Source organism: Kitasatospora sp. NPDC057965, from assembly GCF_042887135.1.
GTDB lineage: Bacteria > Actinomycetota > Actinomycetes > Streptomycetales > Streptomycetaceae > Kitasatospora.
In genome coordinates this window covers 65,211-87,515 of record NZ_JBHVPZ010000030.1, presented here as the reverse complement: position 1 = coordinate 87,515, position 22,305 = coordinate 65,211, and the positions used below count along the sequence as shown (strand labels likewise).

The following is a 22,305-nucleotide window of genomic DNA, read 5'->3' as shown; positions in this document are numbered from 1 at the left end:
GAATTAGTGCACCCGTGAATTGGCATGATGGCCCGACCCGTCCGACCCAAGGAGTCCTTGTGGCGCTGTCCTCGCCGAGGCGCACCCCGCTGTCCGACCAGGTGATCGCCCAGCTGCGCGCCCAGATCACCTCCGGCGAGTGGCCGGTCGGCTCGCGCATCCCGACCGAGGCCGCCCTCGTCGAACAGCTCGGTGTGGCGAGGAACACGGTCCGCGAGGCCGTCCGCGCGCTCGCCCACAACGGGCTGCTGGACATCCGCCAGGGCTCCGGCACCTACGTCCTGGCCACCAGCGAGCTCGCCGGCGTGATGCACCGCCGCTTCGCCGACGCCGAACGCGCCCAGGTCGCCGAGCTGCGCGCCACCCTGGAGACCTCCGCCGCCGGCATGGCCGCCACCCGCCGCACCGAGCGCGACCTCGTGCTCATCGACGCCGCGCTCGCCCGCCGCGAGGACGCCTGGCGCGCGGGCGACGCCGAGGACTTCGTCCAGGCCGACGCCGCCTTCCACCAGGCCGTCGTCGCCGCCGCCCACAACGACGTGCTCGCCGCCCTCTACGCGGACCTCGGCGAGGTCACCCGGGCCCATCTGCGCCACGACGTCGGCCCCGAGCTCATCGCCGAGCGCTACCTCGGCCACGACAAGATCGTCGACGCCATCCGCGCCCGCGACCCCCAGCGCGCCTCGCACGAGGCCGGCCGCGCCATCGGCCCCTGCAACGACCCCGAGGCCTGACGCCGAGGTCCGGCCCCGGGACCCGCCCCCGCCCGGCTCCCCCGGGGACGGCCTCGCACCTTGCCGGAGGCCGGATTTGGCGTGCTAACGTCCCGTGAAAATTCGCGGACGGCCGTACTCCGGTCGGGTGTGCACACAACGGGGAGAACTGATGGCGGATCCGGACCTGAAACTGGGCCAGGGACCGGGCGGGGGGCCGACCAAGGTGTCGACGCCGGCCCTCGACAAGGCGGCCACCGCACTGGACGGCATCGCCAACGACAGCACCGCGGCCGGCAAGGGCGCCGACGAGTCGACCGAGGCGGCGGCCGGGAGGCTGAGCGGCTGGGACACCGCGGCGGCGCTGCGCGGCGCGGTCAAGGAGTGGCACGAGCAGGTGTCGCAGCTCAACGGCCGGCTCAACCAGGAGGCCGGGATGATGCGGCAGACCCACACCAACTACCTGAACGTCGAGCAGGGCATCGCCACGTCGTTCACCGGGAAGGCGTGAACCGATGAGCCTGCTCGGTTACGAGGACGTCATGAAGGCCGACCCGTCCGCGATGGCCAAGGCCGCCGCCGACTGGACCGCGATGGCCGGGAAGTACCTGCAGATCCAGCACCGGCTGGAGACCGAGGTGCTCTCGGTCACCGGCAACCAGGGCCTGTGGATGGGTTCCACCGCGTTCGCCGCCAACATGCACGTGAGCGCCACCCGCCAGCAGAGCATCGACGCGCAGACCGAGGCCAAGGCCGTCGCCTCGATCATCACCGACGCCAAGAACGACTTCGAGGCGGCGCAGAAGAAGCTGAAGGAGGCCGTCGCCGGCGCCCAGGCCGACGGCATGAAGGTGACCGGCACCGGCGCCGTGATGTTCGACGTCGGCGCGCTCGACCCGGCCACCAAGCAGGAGTACCGCCACGACCGGGACTACCAGCAGGAGCGCAGCGAGGCCGCCGGGAAGTGGGCGCAGCAGATCAAGATCGCCCTGGAGGAGGCGACCGCCGCCGACCAGCGGGCCGCCCTCCAGCTGCGCCGCGCCGCCAAGGTCGGCGACCCGACCAACCAGTTCAACGGCCAGGCCGCCGGCGGCGGCGACGAGGCGGACGGCAAGCGGGCCGCCGAGCTCGCCGCCCGGATCAAGGACGGCAAGACCCTCACCCCGGAGGAGCTCGCCGAGCTCAACAACCTGATGAAGGCCAACTCCGGCAGCCCGGTCTACGGCCAGACCCTGCTCAACGCGCTCGGCCCGGAGGGCACCCTGCTGCTCGCCGACGAGCTGGAGCTGCGGCTCAACGACCGGGACGGCAAGAACAAGGGCGAGTACGGCGAGCTGCAGACCAACCTCGCCAACACCATCGCCGGCGCCACCCGGGACAGCAACAGCAAGTTCTACCAGGACTTCCGCAAGGGCTTGCAGGAAGCCGGCGTCAAGAACATCAACGAGCGCCACTTCGGCGGCGGCGCCGAGCCGATCTACGGCTACCAGACGCTGGCCACCCTGCTCCAGCACGGCAACGCCGGGTACGGCAAGGAGTTCCTGAACGACCTCGGCACCGACATCCTGAGCGCCGAGCGCGGTGACAAGAACCGCTGGGGCATGCACCAGTTCAACGGCCCGCGCCCGGACCTCGTGTACGACCCCGTGGACGGCGTGCTCAAGCTGATGGGCCAGAACCCGGACGCCGCCACGATGTTCCTGGACCCCAAGTCGCCCGGGGCCGACGACCGCCTCAAGTACCTGCTGCGCGACCGCACGTGGCCCACCACGTTCACCAACACCCTGTACGGCCCGCCGATCATGGACAAGGCCACCCACCAGGAGGGTCTGGCCGCCGCCCTGGAGGCCGCCGCCACCGGCGACGTCCCCGGCGAGGGCACCCACAAGGGAGGCCCGCACACCCCCGCCCAGGCCCGCGTCATGGAGGGCGTGATCTCGGCCCTGGACGGGGACGGCAAGGGCAGCGAGATCCACGACGACCTGAAGATGCCGCTCGCCAACGCGCTGTCGGACTACGTCGGCGACACCCACAAGATCCTCAGCGACCACGTCAGCAGCGGTGGCGGCGGGGTCAAGGAGGTGAACGGGGAGGGCCACATCGACGGCGGCGCCGACAGCCTGGTCCGCGTCCTGCGCGGCGTCTCGGACGAGCCCGAGGCCTACGCGCTGCTCTACAGCGCCGAGCGGGCCAAGGCCGCCGAGGTCATCGGCGGCCTGCCGGCCGACCCGCGCGCGGACCGCGACGCGGTCGACGTCCCGGCCCAGCGCGTCGGCACGGCGCTCGGCGCCTACGACGCCATCCGCTCGGACGTCATCCTGGACAACAAGGACGACCGGATGGAGTGGGCGGACAAGACCAGCTCGCTCGCCTCCTCGATGAACGGCACCGTGACCGGGTTCATCCCGGAGGTCGGCGACATCGCGGGCACGCTCGTCGACATGGGCATCGAGAAGTGGGCGGACGACGTCAAGAAGGACGCCCAGGACACCGGCAACAAGGCGTCCTCCGACCACCACTTCGCGGCCCTGAACCAGAGCAAGGAGATGTCCCTCGGCTGGGGCCGCGCCAACGGCTACACCACGGACGCCCGGGCCGACCTCGTCTACTCCAACATCGAGAACGGCCACACCAACGGGCACGCCAACGCGATGAGCGCGCTCGGACGGAACGGTCAGCAGTGAGGCCCTCCCGGCGTACCTGGGCGGTCCTCGCCGGCGTGCTCGTCCTCGCCCTCGGCGCGGGCGGCTTCGCCGCGTGGCGGTACACCGGCCTGTTCCTCCCGGACCGGCTCTGCGACGGCGCCGTCGCGACCGGGGACGTCCGGGCGGTGCTGGGCGGCGGCCGGCTTGAGGTCGTCCGCAGCGAGCGGTCGACGGACCGTGAGCGGCCGGAGGGCAGCTGCGTGATCGAGGCCCGCGACGGCGCCGACCTCACCCTGCGCACCCACGGCGTCAAGGTCGCCGACCGGCGCAGCCAGGTCGATCCGGGGATGTCGCAGCCGGACCGGGGCCCGATCGGCGCCTTCGCCAACGACACCGGCTGGCTGGTGCTGCCGGCGGGCTGCCGCAAGCCCGCCGACGGCGCGTCGGAGGACTTCCCCGACCGGGACGCCGACGTGCTCAGCGCGGATGTGCGCCACCGCGGCGAGGGCGGGGTCCGCCGGCAGGACGACCCGGCCGGGGAGGCCCCGGACCAGCCGACCCGGGAGGCCCTCGCCCGGCTCGCCGGTGACTTCGGCTCGGCGGTCGCCGCTTCCTCCGGCTGCGGCGCCGCCGACGCGCCGGACATGCACCTCACCGCCGCCGGCCCGGCCGCCGGACCCGCCACCGACGGGCGGCTGTGCGGCCTGCCGGGCGTCGGGACCGGGAAGGACCTGCCGGAACTCGCCCAGCGGGTCAGCGATCCGGCGGCGCCGCTGCAGTCCTGCTGGATCTACAGCGGGACCATGGCGGAGCCGGCGATCCGCTTCACCACCACCGCCGAGACCCGCTACCCGGCCTTCGCCGCCGGGCGCGAGGAGCTGACGGCGCCGCTGCCGGCCGGCTGGCGGGGCACCGGCTCGTACAGCGCCGTGCACGCGCCGTGCGGGAAGGACGACCTGTTCCTCCAGCTGGCCGGGCGCGGCGACCTCGTCGACCCCGTGGACCCGGCCGGCTACGGCACGCCGCTGTTCACCTCCTGGGCGAACGCGGTGGCGGTACAGCGCGGCTGCGAGCCGATCGCCCCGAGGTAGCCCGGCACGAGAACGCCGCTGCCCGGCACCCCTCCTCCTCGGAAGGGGTGCCGGGCAGCGGCGTGTGCGAGGGGCGTCAGGCGCCGATGGCGTGCAGGCCGCCGTCGACGTGGACGATCTCGCCGGTGGTCTTCGGGAACCAGTCCGACAGCAGGGCGACGACGCCGCGGCCGGCCGGCTCCGGGTCGCTCAGGTCCCACTTCAGCGGGGAGCGGGTGTCCCAGGTGGCGGCCAGGTCGGGGAAGCCCGGGATGGACTTGGCGGCCATCGAGGCCAGCGGGCCGGCCGAGACCAGGTTGCAGCGGATGTCCCGCTCGCCCAGGTAGCGGGCCAGGTAGCGGTTGGTCGACTCCAGGGCGGCCTTGGCCGGGCCCATCCAGTCGTACTGCGGCCAGGCGTACTGCGCGTCGAAGGTGAGGCCGACGACCGCGCCGCCGTCCTGCATCAGCGGCAGCAGCGCCATGGTCAGCGACTTCAGCGAGAACGCCGAGACGTGCATGGCGGTGGCCACGGACTCCCACGGCGTGTTCAGGAAGTTGCCGCCCAGGGCGTCCTGCGGGGCGAAGCCGATCGAGTGGACGATGCCGTCCAGGCTCGGCAGGTGCTCACGCACCTGGTCGGCGATGCCGGCCAGCTGCTCCTCGCTGGAGACGTCCAGCTCCAGGACCTTGACCGGGTTCGGCAGCTTCTTGGCGATGCGCTCGGTCAGGCTCGGCCGCGGGAAGGCGGTCAGGATGACCTCGGCGCCCTGCTCCTGGGCCAGCTTGGCGGTGTGGAAGGCGATGGAGGACTCCATCAGCACACCGGTGATCAGGATGCGCTTGCCTTCAAGGATTCCGCTCATGTCAGTGACCCATGCCCAATCCGCCGTCGACGGGAATGACGGCTCCGGTGATGTACGCGGCCTCGTCCGAACCGAGGAACCGCACGGTGGAAGCGACCTCGGCGGGCGCCGCGTAACGGCCCAGCGGCACGTCGGCGACGATCTCCGCGCGGCGCTCGTCGCTGAGCACCGCGGTCATGTCGGTGTCCACGAAGCCGGGAGCGACCACGTTGACGGTGATGTTGCGCGGGCCCAGCTCGCGGGCCAGCGAACGGGCGAAGCCGACCAGGCCGGCCTTGGACGCGGCGTAGTTGGCCTGGCCCGGGGAGCCGGAGAGGCCGACGACCGAGGAGATCAGCACGATCCTGCCCTTACGGGCACGCATCATCAGCTTGGACGCGCGCTTCACGACCCGGAAGGTGCCCGTGAGGTTGGTGTCCAGGACGGAGGTGAAGGCCTCCTCCGACATCCGCAGCAGCAGGGTGTCGTTGGTGATCCCGGCGTTGGCGACCAGCACCTCGACGGCGCCGTGCGCGGCCTCGACCTCGGTCAGGGCCGCGTCCACCTGGGCGCTGTCGGTGATGTCGCAGCGCACCGCGAGCACGTCGAACTTGGCCAGCTGCTCGGGGACCTCACCCGACCGGCTGGTGATGGCGACCTTGTCGCCCGCCTCGGCGAAGGCCTGGGCGATCGCGAGGCCGATGCCCCGGTTGCCTCCGGTGACGAGAACCGAGCGGCTCAACGATCCACCTCTCTCCGTTGTGTGCGCACGCCGTGATGCCCGCGCACCACTTCGTGATGTCCACGTACATCGCAACGAGTACGCGGTGTGACGCTATCGGTCGTTCCGGCGCGGCGGCGAATCGGTCTCCGACAGCGCCGCAGCGACGGAACTGTCAGTACCCGACAATTCACGTCCAACCGGTTTTCACGCGATTCGCCCACCCGTCCGCACCGGATTGTCGTGTCCACTGAGCGGCCCGTCCGGGAACCCCACGACGGTGCGCGCCCGTTGTGCCCCCTGGTGCGGCACGACGCCGGGGCCGCCGCACCGGGGCCGACGGCGGCCCGCAGCCGGACAGCCGGCCCCGGTGACGAGCGGAGGCGGAACGCGGAATGAGCGAGGCACGGGTCGGGACCACCCACCGACGCGGACGACTGGCGGCCCTGGCCGCGCTGGCGGTCGGCGCCGGAGCGGTCGCCTGGGCGCTGCGCGACCTCCCGGCGGCATTCGGCCGCCGGCCGGACGGCGAGCGGGAGGAGCGGCTGCGCAACTCCCCGCAGTACCGCGACGGCGTCTTCCACAACGCGCCCTCCGAGCTGGCCCGGACGGCCGCGGCGTCCGGCATCGACCCGGAGACGGTGCGCCGGGTGCTGTTCCAGCGCGACGGCCGCACCCCGAACGGCCCGGTGCCCGTCGTCCGCCCGGCCGACGCCGCCGGTGCGGCCGCCGAGGGCGTGGCGGTCACCTGGTACGGGCACGCCTCGGCGCTGGTCGAGGTCGAGGGCTCCCGGGTGCTGCTCGACCCGATCTGGAGCGAGCGCTGCTCCCCCGCCGCGCAGGTCGGCCCACGCCGGCTGCACCCGGTGCCGGTGGAACTGGAGGAGCTGCCGCAGGTCGACGCGGTGCTCATCTCGCACGACCACTACGACCACCTGGACATGGCGACGGTCCGGCGGCTGGTGCGCAGTCAGTCCGCGCCGTTCGCGGTGCCGCTCGGCATCGGCGCCCACCTGCGCCGCTGGGGCGTGCCCGAGCACCGGATCATCGAGCTGGACTGGGACGAGACCTGCACGCTCGGCGACCTGGCGCTCACCCTGACCGCCGCCCACCACTTCTCCGGCCGCGGCCTGACCCGCAACACCACCCTGTGGGGGTCCTGGGTCGTCGCCGGGCCGAGCCGCAAGGTCTACTACACCGGCGACTCCGGCTACTTCGAGGGCTACGCGCGGATCGGCGCCGAGCACGGCCCGTTCGACGCCGCGCTGGTCCAGGTCGGCGCCTACGACCCGGCCTGGGCGGACATCCACATGACGCCCGAGGACGCCGTCCGCGCCCACCGCGAGCTCAACGCCGAACTGCTGCTCCCGGTGCACTGGTGCACCTTCAACCTGGGCCTGCACCCGTGGGCCGAGCCCGTCGAGCGGCTGCTGGTGGCGGCCAAGGAGCAGGGCGTGCGGCTGGCCGTCCCGCGCCCCGGCGAGCGGGTCGACGTCGACAACCCGCCGGAGCTGGACGGCTGGTGGGAGGGCATCGGGTAGCCGGCCGGCCGCCGCACCGGAAATACGCTGGCCGAAAGCCCCTTGGCGGGCAATGATGCGGTTCGGGCGCCCCTGTCGGTACCGGGGCGCCGCACCGCCGTCCGCCCGACCAGGGAGCCCGATGCCTCCGCTGCCCCCGACCGCCACGCCCCCGTCCCACGGCGGCGTCCCGCGCGCCGTCGACCCGCTGTTCCTCGGCTATCCGCTGACCGCCCTCGCCGACGCGGCCCTCACCCGGGCCCGTGAACTCGGCGCCGGGCACGCGGACTTCCGCCTGGAGCGGGTCCGCAGCGCCTCCTGGCGGCTGCGCGACGCCCGCCCGGCCGGCACCTCCGACAGCGTCCAGCTCGGCTTCGCCGTGCGGGTGCTGCTGGACGGCGCCTGGGGCTTCGCCGCCGGGGTCGACCTCACCCCGGACGCGGCGGCCCGGGTGGCCGAGCAGGCCGTCGCGGTGGCCCGGCTGTCCGGTGGGATCAGCCGGGCGGCGGGCTCGACGGAGCGCGTCGAGCTGGCCGACGAGCCGGTGCACCGGGACGCCACCTGGGTCTCCGCGTACGAGGTGAACCCCTTCGAGGTGCCGGACGCCGAAAAGACCGCGCTGCTCTCCGAGTGGAGCGCCCGGCTGCTGGCCGCCGAGGGCGTCTCGCACGTCTCGGCGACCCTGCTGACCGTCCAGGAGAACAAGTTCTACGCGGACACCGCCGGCACCGTCACCACCCAGCAGCGGATCCGGCTGCACCCGGTGCTGGAGGCCAGCTCGGTGGACGGGCAGACCGGTGCCTTCGACTCGATGCGCACCCTGGCCCCGCCGGCCGGGCGCGGCTGGGAGTATCTGACGGGGGCGCGGGGGTCGTCCCCCGATGGACAGAGCCTGACCGGCACCGGCTGGGACTGGGACGCCGAGCTCGCCGCGCTGCCCGTCCACCTGGCCGAGAAGATGAAGGCGCCGAGCGTCCGGCCGGGCCGCTACGACCTGGTGATCGACCCGTCCAACCTCTGGCTGACCATCCACGAGTCGATCGGCCACGCCACCGAACTGGACCGCGCCCTCGGCTACGAGGCCGCCTACGCGGGCACCTCCTTCGCCACCTTCGACCGGCTCGGCTCACTGAAGTACGGCTCCGAGCTGATGCACGTCACCGGCGACCGCACCGCCGAGCACGGCCTGTCCACCGTCGGCTACGACGACGAGGGGGTGGCCGCGCAGTCCTGGGACCTCGTCAAGGACGGTGTGCTGGTCGGCTACCAGCTCGACCGCGCGATGGCCGGGCTCAAGGGCTTCGGGCGCTCCAACGGCTGCGCCTTCGCCGACTCCCCCGCGCACGTCCCGGTGCAGCGGATGGCCAATGTCTCGCTCCAGCCGGTCGCGGGCGGCCCGTCCACCGAGGGCCTGTTCGCGGGCGTCGAGAACGGCCTCTACATCGTCGGAGACCGTTCGTGGTCGATCGACATGCAGAGGTACAACTTCCAGTTCACCGGGCAACGGGCCTACGCCATCAAGAACGGCGAGCTCGCCGGCCAGGTCAAGGACTTCGCCTACCAGGCCACCACCACCGACTTCTGGGGCTCGATGGCGGCCGTCGGCGGCCCGCAGACCTATGTGCTCGGCGGCGCCTTCAACTGCGGCAAGGCGCAGCCCGGCCAGGTCGCCGCGGTCAGCCACGGCTGTCCCTCGGCGCTGTTCCGCAACGTCAACGTGCTCAACACCCAGCAGGAGGCGGGTCACTGATGACCGCGACGACGCAGCCCCACGAACTCGTCGAGCTGGCGCTCGGCCTCTCCCGCGCCGACGGCTGCGTGGTGATCGCCGACGAGGAGTCGAGCACCAACCTGCGCTGGGCCGGCAACGCGCTCACCACCAACGGCGTCACCCGGGGCCGGCGGCTGACCGTGATCGCCACGGTGGCCGGTGCCGAGGGCACCGCCTCCGGCGTGGTCTCCCGCGAGGCCGTCGGACCGGAGGAGGTGGCCGAGCTGGTCCGGGCCGCCGAGGAGGCCGCCCGCGCGGCCGGCCCGGCCGAGGACGCGCAGCCGCTGGTCACCGTCGCCGAGCAGCCGAACTCGCCGCACTTCACCGAGCCGCCCGGGGAGACCTCGATCGAGGTGTTCGCGGAGTTCGGACCGGCCCTCGGCCGGGCCTTCGCCCGCGCCGCCGAGCAGGGCGAGCTGCTGTACGGCTTCGCCCGGCACGAGCTGGTCACCAGCTACCTGGGCAGCTCCACCGGCCTGCGGCTGCGCCACGACCAGCCGACCGGCACGGTCGAGCTGAACGCCAAGACCGCGGACCTGTCCGGCTCGGCCTGGACCGGCGCCGCCACCCGGGACTTCTCCGACGTGGACGTCACCGCCCTGCACGCCGAGGTGACCCGGCGGCTCGGCTGGGGCGAGCGCCGGATCGACCTGCCGGCCGGCCGCTACGAGACGCTGCTGCCGCCGTCCGCCGTCGCCGACCTCATGGTGTACCTGACCTGGTCGGCCGGCGGACGGGACGCCTTCGAGGGGCGCACCGTCTTCTCCCGCAAGGGAGGGGGCACCCGGATCGGCGACAAGCTCGCCGGGCTGCCGCTGACGCTGCGCTCCGACCCGCAGGAGCCGGGCCTGGAGTCCGCGCCGTTCGCGCTGGTGCACGCCAGCGAGGACGAGTCCTCGGTGTTCGACAACGGCCTGCCGCTGACCGCCACCGACTGGATCCGCGACGGCGAGCTGACCGCCCTGGTCAGCAGCCGCCACGCGGCGGCGCTGGGCGGGCTGCCGGTGCGCCCGGCGGTCGACAACCTCGTCCTGGAGACCGCCGACCAGGAGGCCGCGCCGACCCTGGAGGAGATGATCGCCCGTACCGAGCGCGGGCTGCTGCTCACCTGCCTCTGGTACATCCGCGAGGTGGACCCGGCGACCCTGCTGCTGACCGGTCTCACCCGGGACGGCGTCTATCTGGTGGAGAACGGCGAGGTGGTCGGCGCGGTCAACAACTTCCGCTTCAACGAGTCGCCGGTGGACCTGCTCGGCCGGATCACCGAGGTCGGCCGCACCGAGCGCTGCCTGCCGCGCGAGTGGAGCGACTGGTTCACCCGGACGGCGATGCCGCCGGTGCGGGTCCCGGGGTTCAACATGAGTTCGGTCAGCCAGGCCTCGTAGGGCCCGGTCGGGAGGGATCGAGAGGCGTGGACGAGAAGCGCACGGTCAGGACCAGCAAGATGCTGGCGCGCATCCTGCGGCACGACCCCGGCCGGGTCGGCGTCACCCTGGACCCGGCCGGATGGGTCCGGGTGGACGTGCTGCTCGGCGCGCTGGCGGCCCGGGGCACCCGGCTGACCAGGGCCGAGCTGGACCACGTGGTGGCGACCAACAACAAGCGCCGCTTCGCCTACTCGCCGGACGGCCTCTCGATCCGGGCCAGCCAGGGGCACACGGTGACGGTCGACCTCGGTCTGGCCGCCACCGAGCCCCCGCCGGTGCTGTTCCACGGCACCGCGACCCGGAGCCTGGCGGCGATCCTCCGGGAGGGCCTGCGCCCGATGGCCCGGCAGGACGTCCACCTGTCGGCGGACGTCGAGACCGCCACCCGGGTCGGCGCCCGGCACGGCCGGCCGGTGGTGCTCCTGGTCGACGCGGCCGCGATGGCCGGGGCGGGACACGAGTTCCGGGTGAGCGCCAACGGGGTCTGGCTGACGGACGCGGTGCCTCCGCAGTACCTCTCCCAGGGCCGATAGGCGTACGCACGCGGCCCCGGTCTCGTCGTCGCCCCGCTCCCGGCGTACGGTGAGGAGGCCGCGCGACGAGGCGCGCGGGTGCGCGGACGAAGGCGGTTTGGGACATGGGCAAGAGCGCCGACGGCGGGCAGGTCTACCGGATCACGGGAGCCCGCAGCAGTCTCAGCGAGGACGTCCGCGGGCGCCAGCGCCGCTACGTGGCCTCGATGCTGCTGCGGACCGTCTGCGTGCTGCTCGCGGTGGTGCTGTGGGACGTCCAGCGGTGGCTGGCGTTCGTGGCGCTGGCGGGCGGGGTGCTGCTGCCGTACTTCGCGGTGCTGCTCGCCAACGCGGGCCGGGAGAAGGCGCCGGGCCTGCCGTCCACCTTCGACGTGCCGGCGACCACGCCGCTGATGCTGGGCCCCGGCGGCAGCGGACCTCAGGGGGCGGATGTGACGCAGGGTGCTGATGGGGCCGGGCGTATGCCCACCGATTCTTCACAGAGTCGGAACTGAGCGTCCGTTTTGCTCAGCTTTCCACCGATTGCCTGGGCGGAAAGCTCAAAAGAAGCTCAGATTAATCATGCAAGACCTCCCCATGCCCACCCCGCCCCGTGACATACTGCGTACGCGCTCCGCATCCCCCGTCGGAGCGACGGACCGACGCCGGGCGGCTCCCCCCGTGGCTGCCCGGCGTCGCCATGTGCGCGTGCCGGGGTGCGTGACAGACTGGCGGTGACGACCACCCCGCCGACCGCCCGAGGACGACCGCCGATGCTGCTCCCCGACGCCCCCCAGCCGCAGACCCCGATCTGCTCCGCGAAGGGCTGCCGCGCGGACGCCGTCTGGGAGTTGGTCTGGAACAACCCCAAGCTGCACACCCCGGACCGCCGCAAGACCTGGCTGGCCTGCGAGGAGCACCGCGAGCACCTCGCGCAGTTCCTCGGGGTGCGCGGCTTCCTCAAGGAGGTCCTGCCGTTCACCGGCCGGGGCGAGGGGACCCCCGGGGCCTGAGCCCCGGCCGACGCCGGCCCGCTCGCCGACCCGTCCCCCGGCCCGTCCCCCGGCCCGCTCGCCGGCCGGCGTCTCAGCCGCCGATGGCCGACATCGGACGACCCGGCTGGTGGAAGTCCGGCTGGTCGATGCCGGCGCCGGCCTTCTTGCCCCACATCGCCGCGCGCCACAGCGCGGCCAGTTCGGTGTCGTCCGCGCCGGAGCGCAGGGCGGTGCGCAGATCGGTCTCACCGGTGGCGAAGAGGCAGTTGCGGATCTGGCCGTCGGCGGTGAGCCGGGTGCGGTCGCAGGCGCGGCAGAACGGGCGGGTCACCGAGGCGATCACGCCGACCCGGCCGGGGCCGCCGTCCACCACCCAGCGCTCGGCGGGCGCCGCGCCGCGACGGTCCGAGGGCTCGGGGGTGAGGGTGAAGCGGGCGGACAGCCGCTCCAGGATCTCCTCGGCGGTGATCATCGCGGAGCGGTCCCAGCCGTGCTGGGCGTCCAGCGGCATCTGCTCGATGAACCGCAGTTCGTAGCCGCGCTCCAGGCACCAGCCGAGCAGGTCCGGCGCCTCGTGCTCGTTGACGCCGCGCATCAGCACCGCGTTGAGCTTCACCGGGACGAGCCCGGCGGCCTCGGCGGCGGCCAGGCCGGCCAGCACGTCGTGGTGGCGGCGGCGCCGGGTGAGGGCCTGGAAGGTGGACTCGTCCAGGGTGTCCAGCGAGACGTTGACCCGGTCCAGGCCGGCCGAGCGCAGCGCCGCCGCGGTGCGGGCGAGGCCGATGCCGTTGGTGGTGAGCGACAGCTCGGGGCGCGGGTCGAGGGCCGCGCAGGCCTCGACGATGCCGACCAGCCCGGGGCGCAGCAGCGGCTCCCCGCCGGTGAAGCGGACCTCCTGGACGCCGAGGTCGCGCACGGCGAGGGTCACCAGCCGGACGATCTCCTCGTCGGTGAGCAGCTCGGGCTTGGCCAGCCACTGCAGGCCCTCCTCGGGCATGCAGTAGGTGCAGCGCAGGTTGCACCGGTCGGTGAGGGAGACCCGCAGGTCGACGGCGCGGCGGCCGAAGGTGTCGAGCAGCACGGCGGTCCCTTCCCGAGTGAGGTGCCGCCAGGGCGGCCGGCCCGGCCTCCGTCACGGCGGGGCCGGGCCAGCTTAGTCACCGCCCGTCCGTCAGTGGGCGCCCAACCCGGTGAGCGAGCGCACCTCGAGTTCAGCGTACTTCGCCGGGTCGGCCGGGCGGCGGGAGAGCACGGTGCCGATCCAGCCGGCCAGGAAGCCGGCCGGGATGGAGACCAGGCCGGGGTTCTCCAGCGGGAACCAGTGGAAGTCGGAGTGCGGGAAGAGCGAGTTCTTGGCACCCGAGACCACCGGGGAGAAGACCACCAGCACCACCGCGGTGACCAGGCCGGTGTAGACCGAGCTGACCGCGCCGGCGGTGTTGAAGCGCTTCCAGAACAGCGAGTAGAGCAGGGTGGGCAGGTTCGCCGAGGCGGCCACCGCGAAGGCCAGGGCGACCAGGGCGGCGGTGTTGAGCTTGTCGGCGAACAGGCTGAGCACGATCGCCACCGCGCCGATCCCGGCGGCGGCCCACTTGGCGACCCGGACCTCCTCCCGCTCGGAGACCTTGCCGCGCCGGAAGACGTTGACGTAGAGGTCGTGGGCGAAGGAGGCCGAGGAGGCGAGGGTGAGTCCGGCGACGACGGCGAGGATGGTGGCGAAGGCGACCGCGGAGATCACCGCGAGCAGCACCGCGCCGCCGGTGGTGCCCGCGCCGCCGCCGAGCTGTTCGGCGAGCTGCGGGGCGGCGGTGTTGCCGGCCGCGTTGGCGGCCTTGATCGCCTTGGGGCCGACCAGCGCGGCGGCGCCGAAGCCGAGCGCGAGGGTCATCAGGTAGAAGCCGCCGATGATGCCGATGGCCCAGAGCACCGACTTCCGGGCGGCCTTGGCGGTGGGCACGGTGTAGAAGCGGACCAGGATGTGCGGCAGGCCCGCGGTGCCGAGCACCAGGGCCAGGCCGAGGCTGAGGAAGTCGAGCTTGCTGGTGCCGGTGGCGCCGTACTTCAGCCCCGGTTCGAGGAAGGCGTCGGCCTTGCCGCTGGCGTCGGCGGCGGCGCCGAGCAGGGCGGAGAGGTTGAAGTGGTACTTGGCCAGCACCAGGACGGTCATCAGCGCGGTGCCGGCGATCAGCAGCACCGCCTTGACGATCTGCACCCAGGTGGTGCCCTTCATGCCACCCATGGCGACGTAGAGGACCATCAGCGCGCCGACCGCGACGATCGTCCAGCGCTTGGCGCCGTCGCCGCTGACCCCGAGGAGCAGGGCGACCAGGCTGCCGGCGCCGACCATCTGGGCGAGCAGGTAGAAGATCGACACCACGATGGTGGAGATGCCGGCGGCGGTGCGCACCGGGCGCTGGCGCATCCGGAAGGCCAGCACGTCGGCCATGGTGTAGCGGCCGGAGTTGCGCAGCGGCTCGGCGACCAGCAGCAGTGCGACCAGCCAGGCGACCAGGAAGCCGATGGAGTAGAGGAAGCCGTCGTAGCCGAACAGCGCGATGGCGCCGGCGATGCCGAGGAAGGAGGCGGCGGACATGTAGTCGCCGGAGATGGCGAGGCCGTTCTGGAAGCCGGAGAAGGCCCGGCCGCCGGCGTAGAAGTCGGCGGCGTCCTTGGTCTGCCGTCCGGCCCAGACGGTGATGCCGAGGGTGGTGAGCACGAAGATCCCGAACAGGGTCATCGTGAGGCCGCGGTGGTCGGTGGCGGAGCTGGCGAGCAGGTTCATTCGGCGGCCTCCCGGGGCGCGTGGACGACCGCACCGCGCGCCTCGCGGATCGCGGCCGCGCCGGGGTCGATCCTCCGGTCGGCGTAGCGCGCGTACCAGGCGGCGATGGCGAAGGTCGTGGCGAACTGCAGCAGCCCGAGCACCAGGGCGACGTTGACGTGCCCGACGACCTTGGTGCCCATCAGGGCGGGGGCGTAGCCGGAGAGCAGCACGTAGAGCAGGTACCAGAGCACGAAACCGATGGTGACCGGGAACGCGAAGTTCCGGAACGAGCGCCGGAGGGTTCGGAACTCCTCGCTCTCCTCGATGAGTTGGGTTTCGCTGGGGGCGGTGTCGATCGGCGGCGATTCCACTCTGACTCCTCACTCCTTCGGCGTAGTGGTCGCACCAGTGGAAACGATCGAACGTGAGCGAAGTCACAGGTCCGATGCGCGCCGCGCAATGCTAGGAGGGTGAGGCGTCACCCGGAAGGGTTTGACCGTGTTCAGCCATTCGTTCGCTCCTTCGCAGTAGCCGATTGACCGAAAACCACCCGTCCGGGGTGCATCCGGGACATGGCGAAGGGGTGGCCCCGGTCAACCGGAGCCACCCCTGGTGGTGCGTCAACAGCGGTGCGTCAGAAAGCCACCCGTACCTTCAGCGCGGATCGGTCGTCCATCGCCCGGTAGCCGTCCGGGACGCCGTCGAGGTCCACCGTGCGGTCGAAGACCAGGCCCGGCTCGATGGCGCCGGACAGGACGTCCGGCAGCAGCTCGGGGATGTACGCGCGGGCCGGCGCGACCCCGCCGTTGAGCGACACGTTCCGGCCGAACATCTGACCGATGTCGACGCCGGCGCTGCCGCCGTGCGGCACGCCCACGTAGCCGACGGCGCCGCCGTCCCGGGCGATCGACACGGCGGTGCGCATCGACTCCTCGGTGCCGACCGCCTCCAGCACGGCGTGCGCGCCCTGCCCGCCGGTCAGCTCGCGGACCGCCTCGATCGCCGCCTCGCCGCGCTCGGCGACCACGTCGGTCGCGCCGAAGCGGCGGGCCAGGTCGGTGCGCGCGGTGTGCCGGCCCAGCGCGATGATCCGCCCGGCGCCCAGCCGGTGGGCGGCCAGCACCCCGCACAGGCCCACCGCGCCGTCGCCGACCACCGCCACCGTGGCGCCCGGGCGCACCCGCGCCGAGACCGCCGCGTGGTGCCCGGTCGCCATCACGTCGGAGAGCGCCAGCAGCCCCGGCAGCAGCTTCTCGTCGCCCTGCGCCTCCTTGGGCAGCTTCACCAGGGTGCCGTCCGCGAACGGGACGCGCACCGCCTCGCCCTGCCCGCCGTCCGAGCCGACCTGGCCCCAGAAGCCGCCGTGCGGGCAGGAGGTCTGCAGCCCCTCGCGACAGAAGTCACACGTGCCGTCCGACCAGACGAACGGCGCCACCACCAGGTCGCCCGGCCGGAAGCCGCGCACCTCGGCGCCGGCCTCCTCCACCACCCCGAGGAACTCGTGCCCGATCCGCTGCCCGGCCACCCGCGCGGCGACCCCGCGGTACGCCCACAGGTCGCTGCCGCAGATGCAGGCGTTCACCACCCGCACCACCACGTCGGTCGGTTGCTGGACGACCGGGTCCGGCACCTCCTCGATCCGGATGTCGTTGGGACCGTGGATGACCGTGGCGCGCATGGGGGTTCGTCCTTACCAGAGGTGCCCGCACGGGTACCGCGGGCGACCGGAAAACAATCGACCAGATGTACGACGACTGCACCGTCCACTCTATTCCGGCGCGTCCGGGCCGACCTTCCGGGCGACCCCCGTCACCGGCGAACCGCCGTCCGCGGTCACCGGCGGGCCTTATCCTGTTGGACCATGTACGCGATCCAGCCCGAGACCCCCGGCGCAGCACCCCGGACCGCCGCGGTCCCGGCCCAGCGCTCCGCCGCCCCCGCCGGCGGCTACGCGGTGGTGGACGTCGAGACCACCGGCCTCGGCCGCACGGACCGCGTCATCTCCGCCGGCGTCTACCGGCTGGACGAGGACGGCGACGTCGTCGACCACTGGTACACCCTGGTCAACCCGGAGCGCGACCCCGGCCCGGTCTGGATCCACGGCCTCACCGACGACCAGCTGGCCGGCGCGCCCACCTTCCCGCAGATCGCCGACGAGTTCGCCGAGCGGCTGCGCGGCCGGGTGATGGTCGCCCACAACGCGCTCTTCGACTGGAACATGATCTCCCGCGAGTTCTCCCGGGCCGGCCTGCACGCCCCGGTCGAGCAGCGGCTGTGCACCATGGTGCTGGCCCGCGACCTGCGGCTGCCGCTGCCCAACGGCAAGCTGTCCTCGCTGGCCGCCTACTTCGGCGTCCACCAGCGGCAGGCGCACAACGCGCTGGACGACGCCCGGGTGCTCGCCGAGGCCTTCCGCCCCAGCCTCCACCTGGCCCGCTCGGGGGGCGTCCCGCTGCCGCTGCAGTCCTGCGTGGCCGTCACCGACCTCGGCGAGGACGCGCCCGCCTCCCCGGGCCGCGCCTCCTGGACCGGAGCCGCGTACCGGCAGGCCAGGAAGCGCCCGCCGTGCCCGTACCCGAACCCCGGACGCTGGGAGGACGGCAAGCCGCTGGTGCAGGGCATGCGGGTGGCGTTCACCGGCGACACCGCCACCGACCGCGAGCTGCTGGAGGACCGCGCCGTCGAGGCCGGACTGCACATCGCCACCTCGGTGAGCCGGCTCACCAGCCTGCTGGTCACCAACGAGCCGGACAGCTGGAGCGGCAAGGCCCGCAAGGCCCGCGAGGTCGGCACACCGGTGGTCGGCGAGGACGCCTTCCTCCAGCTGCTGCGCGAGGTCGCCCCGCACCCCGGTGGGTGAGCCGGTGGTGAGCAGGGCGTACGGTGCCCATGTGTACCGTTTTCTGCTCTCCCGGCGCTGGCTGATCACCCTGTTGATCGCCCTGCTGCTGATCCCCACGACCATCCGGCTGGGGTTCTGGCAGTTGCACCGCCACGAGGCGCGGGTGGACCGCAACGAGCTGATCGCCCGGTCCCTCACCGCCGAGCCCGTGCCGTTCGACACCCTGTCGGCCGCGCCCGGCTTCACCGTGCCCAAGGACCTCACCTGGCGCCCCGTGACGGCCACCGGACAGTACGACCCGGCGCACGAGTTCGTGGTCCGCAAGCGGACCGACTCCAGCGGGGACAAGATCGGCTACTTCGTGGTCACCCCGCTGGTGCTCGCCGACGGCAGGGGGAGCGTGCTGGTCAACCGCGGCTGGGTGCCCTCCGGCACCTCCGCCGCCGAGTACCCGGCCGTCCCGGCGGCACCGGCCGGCCAGGTCACCCTGACCGGCCGGCTGCGCGCCGACGAGGCCGCCTCCGGCAGCATCAAGGACCGGGCCGGCCTGCCGGACCGGCAGTTCAACCTGATCAGCAGCACCCAGCAGGCCAAGGAGAACGGCGCCGCCCTGCTCGGCGGCTACCTGGAGCTCACCGCCACGGAGCCGGCCCCGGCCGAGCAGCCCGAGCTGCTCCCCGAGCCCAACCACTCCGACATCGGCCCGCACATGGCGTACGCGATCCAGTGGTGGCTGTTCACCGCCCTGATCCCGGTCGGGTTCGCGGTGATGGCGCGTCGGGAGGCCAAGGACCGCCGCAAGGAGGCCGCCGAGGCCGAGGGCCTGGCGGTCGCCGTCCCCGCCTGATCCCTCCCCGGGGTCGGCTCCCCGGGGGACCGTCAGAGCACGTCATCCAGGTCGCGCAGCAGCCGGGCCTTGGCCCGTGCCCCGACCACCGACTTCACCGGCTCGCCGCCGCGGAACACCATCAGTGTCGGCATCGACAGCACCCCGTACGCCGCCTGGGTCTGCGGATTGTGGTCGACGTCCAGGCTGACCACGGTCAGCCGGTGCGCCTCCTCCCGGGCCAGCTCCGCCAGCACCGGCGCCATCTGCCGGCACGGCGGGCACCAGTCCGCCGTGAAGTCCACCAGCACCGGCCCCTCGGCCGCCAGCACCTCGGCGGCGAAGGTCTCGTCCGTCACCGCCGCCACTCCTGCGATCTGCACCATGTCCTACCTCTCCCACGCGTCCCGGTCGTGGACCGCGGCTGCGGCCCACTCGCACTGCGGCGGCTCCGAGGCGGCCCCCGCGGCGAGCGCGTCGCGCTCCCGCTCGGCCCGGGCGTACTGCTCGGACACCCGGGTCCTGACCTCCTGGAGCCGGGCGATGCACTCGTCCAGCTCGGACAGCTTCCTCCGGTAGACCTCCAGCGAGGCCGGGCAGGAGTCGCCGTGCGGGTGCCCCGCCTGCAGGCACTCGACGAACGGCCTGGTCTCCTCCAGGCCGAAGCCGAAGTCCTGCAGGGTGCGGATCTGCCGCAGCAGCCGCAGGTCCGCCTCCCCGTAGGCGCGGTAGCCGTTGCCGGCCCGCCGGGCGGGCAGCAGCCCGAGCTGCTCGTAGTACCGCAGTGCCCGGGTGGTCGTCCCCGCCCGCTTCGCCAGTTCACCGATCCGCATGTCCGGACCCTGCCCTTCCGGCAGCCGTTCGAACGCCGCCGGGAACGACGGTAGACCTTGACGCGCACGTCAACGCCAGCGCCGGCGCACCGGGCCGGGCGCGCCGCGCGGGGCCCGCTGCCCAGCGCCCGGGCCGAAGCGGCAGGATGGCTCCATGGATCTTGGACTGCAGAACAAGGTGTACGTGGTCACCGGCGCGACCCGGGGCCTGGGCCTGGCCACCGCCCGTGAACTCGCCGCCGACGGTGCCCGGGTGCTGGTCACCGGCCGCAAGCCGGAGGCCGTGGAGGCGGCCGTCGCCGAACTCGCCGCCCTCGGCGGCGGAGCGGAGGCGGTGCACGGGCTGGTGGCCGACAACGCCGAGCCGGCGACCGCCGAGCGGCTGGTCGCGACGGCCGTCGAGCGGTTCGGCCGGCTGGACGGCGTGCTGATCAGCGTCGGCGGACCGCAGGCCGGCCCGGTCGCCACCGCCCCCGAGGAGGCCTGGCGGGACGCCTTCGAGTCGGTCTTCCTGGGCGCCCTGCGGATCGCCCGCGCCGCCGCCGCGGCGCTCGGCGACGGCGGTGTGATCGGCTTCGTGCTCTCCGGCTCGGTCCGCCAGCCCATCGCGGGCCTCGGCATCTCCAACGGTCTGCGCCCGGGCCTGGCGATGGCCGCCAAGTCGCTCGCCGACGAACTCGGCCCGCGCGGCATCCGGGTGGTCGGCCTGCTGCCGGCCCGGATCGACACCGACCGGGTGCGCGAGCTGGACGCCCTCGGCGGCGACGTCGAGGCCGCCCGCGCCCGGCACAGCGCCGACATCCCGCTCGGCCGCTACGGCACCCCCGAGGAGTTCGGCAAGGTCGCCGCCTTCCTGCTCTCCCCCGCCGCCTCCTACCTCACCGGGGTGATGATCCCGGTGGACGGCGGCGCGCTGCGCGGCCTCTGAGCGGCGCCGGGCGGCGTCAGACCACCCGCGGCGGCCGGCCGCGGCGACGGTGGCGCCGCCCGGTGACCTCCGGGCGGGCCGCGATCACCCGGATCCGCAGGTCGGCGGGCAGGTCCGGCAGCCCCAGGCTGGTCAGCGCCCCGGCGCGCGGGCCGGTCTCGAAGTGCTCGGCGAGCGCGGCCGGATCACCGCCCGGGGTCATCCGGACGGCCGCCCGCAGCCGCGGGTGCCGCGCCCCCCGCACCAGCCGGACGCCCACCCGCTCGACCTCGGGCAGCTCGACGGCGCCGCTCTCCACCGCCTCCTCCAGCGCCCTGGTGCGCAGCCGCAGCCGCAGGCCCGGTGCCCCCGGTGTCGGCAGCACCACGGTCGTCGGACCGCTGCGGCGCAGCTGGGCCACCAGCCACCAGGCGGTGCCCGTGACCACCACGGCCAGCCCGGTGATCACCACCGGCCACCACCACGCCGAGCCGGCCCACCGGGTGCGCGAGCTGGCGCTCAGCACCGGCTGGTCGGGCGAGGTGAGCGGCCACCAGGACGGCGGGTCGACGCCGAGGTGCCCGTAGAGGTCGAGCCCGCCGGCCAGCACCAGCGCCCCGGCCGCCAGCAGCGCCAGCCCGACCACGCCCAGCAGCAGCCGGTTGACCGTTCCCCGGTTCACCCGGTGCCCCCGTCCGCCGCGGTGTCCGCCGTCGGCTTCGCCCGTCCTCGGCGGCCGGCCGTCCGCACCTCCAGCCGCAGCGGCCGGGCCAGGGTGACCGCCGCCAGCTCCTCGCGCAGCCGGCGCTGCACCGAGGCGGCATCGGCGGGACCGACGAGCCTGACCCGCACCCGGCGCCGGCCGACCCGCACCCGCAGGTGCTCGACGCCCGGCAGCCCGGCGGCCCGGTCGGCCAGCAGGGCGGCCACCCCGGAGCGGTCGATCGCCGCCGCGGTGTCCCCGTGCGGGCGCAGCGGCAGCCAGCGGCCCAGTCCGGGCGCGAGGGCGAGCCACAGCAGCCAACCGCCGAGCAGCACGCCCGCGCCGGCGCCGAGCAGCACGGCCGGGTCGTCCAGGTGCCGGGTGGCCAGCTCGTCGGCCAGCTCCGCCCGCCACTGCCGGGCCCGGTGCCCGGTCCGGACGGCGATCACGTCGTACAGCAGCGCCCCGGCCAGCACCAGCAGCACGGTGGCCACCACGGCGGCCGCCGTGGTCCGCAGCGCCCGTGGCCGCCGCGCCTTCCCCACCCCCGCCTCGGAGCCGCCCTCCCCCGCGCTCACCACACCCCCTCCGCCATCCACGCCCCCGCCCCCACCCGCGCCCTCACCGGGCGGCCTCCGCCACCAACCGCTCGACCACCACCACAACCTCCCCCACCCGGGCGCCGGTCATGGTGCGGATGTCGGCGGCGACGCGGTCACGGACGGCGCGGGCGAGGGCGGCGAGGTCGGCCGGGAAGGGGAGGTCGACCGAGACCCGGACGGTGACGGGGCTGCTCGGGGTGGCGGGGCCGGTGACCGAGACCTTCGGCGGGCCGCCGCGCACGGTCCGGTCGTGCCAGGCGTCGGCGAGCGCCTCCCGGGCGGCGCGGGCGGCGATCCGGGCGTGGACGCGGTCGGCGATCCGCAGCCGGCCACGGGCGCCGGGCTCCCGGTGGGCGGGCGCCGGGACGAGGGCCGCCATCAGCGGCGCCGGTCGCGGCCGCGCAGCAGGTCGCCGAGCTCGCCGGGTTCGATGTCGCCCTCCAGCAGCCGGCCGACCACGAATCCGACCACCCCGAGCGCCGCCACCAGCAGAAACGCCGCGAAGCCGCCGAAGTACCCCGCGAACCCGAGGGCCATGCCCACCACCAGGCCGACGATGGCCAGGCTCATCCGTTCCACCTCGTCTTCCACCGCCGACCGTTCTTCCCGG

25 protein-coding genes are annotated in these 22,305 nt (G+C 73.8%); 13 read left to right on the top strand and 12 right to left on the bottom strand.

What is annotated here, in order from left to right:
- The first annotated feature begins 59 nt into the window (after positions 1-59).
- From ACFVVU_RS31180 to ACFVVU_RS31165, 4 genes are all read left to right on the top strand, one after another.
- Positions 60-734, top strand: coding sequence for a FadR/GntR family transcriptional regulator (locus tag ACFVVU_RS31180; protein ID WP_387793557.1), 675 nt, complete (start codon positions 60-62; stop codon positions 732-734).
- Positions 735-885: 151 nt separating this feature from the next.
- Positions 886-1,224 carry a WXG100 family type VII secretion target gene (locus ACFVVU_RS31175; protein ID WP_380683186.1) on the top strand — a complete coding sequence of 113 codons (339 nt, stop codon included), beginning with the start codon at positions 886-888 and terminating at the stop codon, positions 1,222-1,224.
- A 4-nt stretch (positions 1,225-1,228) separates the two neighbouring features.
- The gene (locus tag ACFVVU_RS31170) at positions 1,229-3,397 is read left to right on the top strand and encodes a DUF6571 family protein (RefSeq protein ID WP_387793556.1); all 2,169 of its coding nucleotides are present in this window, start codon (positions 1,229-1,231) and stop codon (positions 3,395-3,397) included.
- Positions 3,394-4,449 (top strand): hypothetical protein, encoded by a 1,056-nt coding sequence (locus tag ACFVVU_RS31165; RefSeq protein WP_387793555.1) that lies wholly within the window; start codon positions 3,394-3,396, stop codon positions 4,447-4,449. The genes ACFVVU_RS31170 and ACFVVU_RS31165 overlap by 4 nt, the downstream gene beginning before the upstream one ends.
- A 76-nt stretch (positions 4,450-4,525) precedes the next feature.
- Here ACFVVU_RS31165 and fabI read toward each other — a convergent pair whose 3' ends face one another.
- Together fabI and fabG are read right to left on the bottom strand one after the other, a co-directional pair.
- Entirely contained in the window at positions 4,526-5,293 is a 768-nt protein-coding gene (fabI, locus tag ACFVVU_RS31160) for an enoyl-ACP reductase FabI (RefSeq protein ID WP_355374622.1), read from the bottom strand.
- Between the two features lies 1 nt (position 5,294).
- On the bottom strand, positions 5,295-6,014 hold the full coding sequence (fabG, locus tag ACFVVU_RS31155) for a 3-oxoacyl-[acyl-carrier-protein] reductase (RefSeq protein WP_380686824.1): 720 nt from the start codon (positions 6,012-6,014) through the stop codon (positions 5,295-5,297).
- A gap of 374 nt (positions 6,015-6,388) precedes the next feature.
- Between fabG and ACFVVU_RS31150 the strand changes: the two genes are divergently transcribed.
- The 6 genes from ACFVVU_RS31150 (at position 6,389) to ACFVVU_RS31125 (ending at position 12,236) form a co-directional block, all read left to right on the top strand.
- Complete coding sequence (locus tag ACFVVU_RS31150; protein WP_387793554.1) at positions 6,389-7,534, top strand: MBL fold metallo-hydrolase; 1,146 nt, start codon at positions 6,389-6,391, stop codon at positions 7,532-7,534.
- Between the two features lie 121 nt (positions 7,535-7,655).
- Complete coding sequence (locus tag ACFVVU_RS31145; protein ID WP_387793553.1) at positions 7,656-9,263, top strand: TldD/PmbA family protein; 1,608 nt, start codon at positions 7,656-7,658, stop codon at positions 9,261-9,263.
- Positions 9,263-10,669: a metallopeptidase TldD-related protein gene (locus ACFVVU_RS31140; protein ID WP_387793552.1), complete on the top strand. Its 1,407-nt coding sequence runs from the start codon at positions 9,263-9,265 to the stop codon at positions 10,667-10,669. Before ACFVVU_RS31145 ends, ACFVVU_RS31140 begins: the two co-directional genes overlap by 1 nt.
- 26 nt (positions 10,670-10,695) lie before the next feature.
- Entirely contained in the window at positions 10,696-11,244 is a 549-nt protein-coding gene (locus tag ACFVVU_RS31135; protein WP_387793551.1) for an RNA 2'-phosphotransferase, read from the top strand.
- Positions 11,245-11,348: 104 nt separating this feature from the next.
- Positions 11,349-11,738 (top strand): DUF3099 domain-containing protein, encoded by a 390-nt coding sequence (locus tag ACFVVU_RS31130; protein ID WP_380686835.1) that lies wholly within the window; start codon positions 11,349-11,351, stop codon positions 11,736-11,738.
- A 258-nt stretch (positions 11,739-11,996) separates the two neighbouring features.
- A complete protein-coding gene (locus tag ACFVVU_RS31125) occupies positions 11,997-12,236 on the top strand; it encodes a hypothetical protein (RefSeq protein WP_380686838.1) in 240 nt (79 codons plus the stop codon).
- Positions 12,237-12,309: 73 nt separating this feature from the next.
- Here ACFVVU_RS31125 and moaA read toward each other — a convergent pair whose 3' ends face one another.
- From moaA to ACFVVU_RS31105, 4 genes are all read right to left on the bottom strand, one after another.
- Positions 12,310-13,299: a GTP 3',8-cyclase MoaA gene (gene moaA, locus ACFVVU_RS31120; protein WP_387793550.1), complete on the bottom strand. Its 990-nt coding sequence runs from the start codon at positions 13,297-13,299 to the stop codon at positions 12,310-12,312.
- Between the two features lie 90 nt (positions 13,300-13,389).
- A complete protein-coding gene (locus ACFVVU_RS31115) occupies positions 13,390-15,000 on the bottom strand; it encodes a cation acetate symporter (RefSeq protein ID WP_380684631.1) in 1,611 nt (536 codons plus the stop codon).
- Complete coding sequence (locus tag ACFVVU_RS31110; protein ID WP_380684630.1) at positions 14,997-15,353, bottom strand: DUF485 domain-containing protein; 357 nt, start codon at positions 15,351-15,353, stop codon at positions 14,997-14,999. The genes ACFVVU_RS31115 and ACFVVU_RS31110 overlap by 4 nt, the downstream gene beginning before the upstream one ends.
- Positions 15,354-15,616: 263 nt before the next feature.
- Positions 15,617-16,660, bottom strand: a complete 1,044-nt coding sequence (locus ACFVVU_RS31105) for a zinc-dependent alcohol dehydrogenase family protein (protein WP_380684629.1) — start codon at positions 16,658-16,660, stop codon at positions 15,617-15,619.
- Positions 16,661-16,843: 183 nt separating this feature from the next.
- Between ACFVVU_RS31105 and ACFVVU_RS31100 the strand changes: the two genes are divergently transcribed.
- The gene (locus ACFVVU_RS31100) at positions 16,844-17,842 is read left to right on the top strand and encodes a DEDDh family exonuclease (RefSeq protein WP_380684628.1); all 999 of its coding nucleotides are present in this window, start codon (positions 16,844-16,846) and stop codon (positions 17,840-17,842) included.
- A 31-nt stretch (positions 17,843-17,873) separates the two neighbouring features.
- Positions 17,874-18,671, top strand: a complete 798-nt coding sequence (locus ACFVVU_RS31095; RefSeq protein WP_380684627.1) for an SURF1 family protein — start codon at positions 17,874-17,876, stop codon at positions 18,669-18,671.
- 32 nt (positions 18,672-18,703) lie between these two features.
- Here ACFVVU_RS31095 and trxA read toward each other — a convergent pair whose 3' ends face one another.
- Both trxA and ACFVVU_RS31085 read right to left on the bottom strand, forming a co-directional pair.
- Positions 18,704-19,036, bottom strand: a complete 333-nt coding sequence (trxA, locus tag ACFVVU_RS31090; protein WP_355374656.1) for a thioredoxin — start codon at positions 19,034-19,036, stop codon at positions 18,704-18,706.
- A 3-nt stretch (positions 19,037-19,039) separates the two neighbouring features.
- Positions 19,040-19,483 carry a MerR family transcriptional regulator gene (locus ACFVVU_RS31085; protein ID WP_380684626.1) on the bottom strand — a complete coding sequence of 148 codons (444 nt, stop codon included), beginning with the start codon at positions 19,481-19,483 and terminating at the stop codon, positions 19,040-19,042.
- A 154-nt stretch (positions 19,484-19,637) separates the two neighbouring features.
- On the opposite strand from ACFVVU_RS31085, the gene ACFVVU_RS31080 reads away from it, so the two are divergent.
- Entirely contained in the window at positions 19,638-20,411 is a 774-nt protein-coding gene (locus ACFVVU_RS31080; protein ID WP_387793549.1) for an SDR family oxidoreductase, read from the top strand.
- Positions 20,412-20,427: 16 nt separating this feature from the next.
- On the opposite strand, the gene ACFVVU_RS31075 is transcribed toward ACFVVU_RS31080, so the two are convergent.
- From ACFVVU_RS31075 to ACFVVU_RS31060, 4 genes are read right to left on the bottom strand one after another with little or no spacing between them, the layout of a single operon-like run.
- A complete protein-coding gene (locus tag ACFVVU_RS31075; RefSeq protein WP_387793548.1) occupies positions 20,428-21,072 on the bottom strand; it encodes an alkaline shock response membrane anchor protein AmaP in 645 nt (214 codons plus the stop codon).
- A complete protein-coding gene (locus ACFVVU_RS31070; RefSeq protein ID WP_380684623.1) occupies positions 21,069-21,671 on the bottom strand; it encodes a DUF6286 domain-containing protein in 603 nt (200 codons plus the stop codon). Before ACFVVU_RS31070 ends, ACFVVU_RS31075 begins: the two co-directional genes overlap by 4 nt.
- A gap of 43 nt (positions 21,672-21,714) precedes the next feature.
- Positions 21,715-22,074, bottom strand: coding sequence for a hypothetical protein (locus ACFVVU_RS31065; RefSeq protein ID WP_387793547.1), 360 nt, complete (start codon positions 22,072-22,074; stop codon positions 21,715-21,717).
- Entirely contained in the window at positions 22,074-22,265 is a 192-nt protein-coding gene (locus ACFVVU_RS31060) for a hypothetical protein (protein WP_355374673.1), read from the bottom strand. The genes ACFVVU_RS31065 and ACFVVU_RS31060 overlap by 1 nt, the downstream gene beginning before the upstream one ends.
- Positions 22,266-22,305 lie beyond the last annotated feature (40 nt).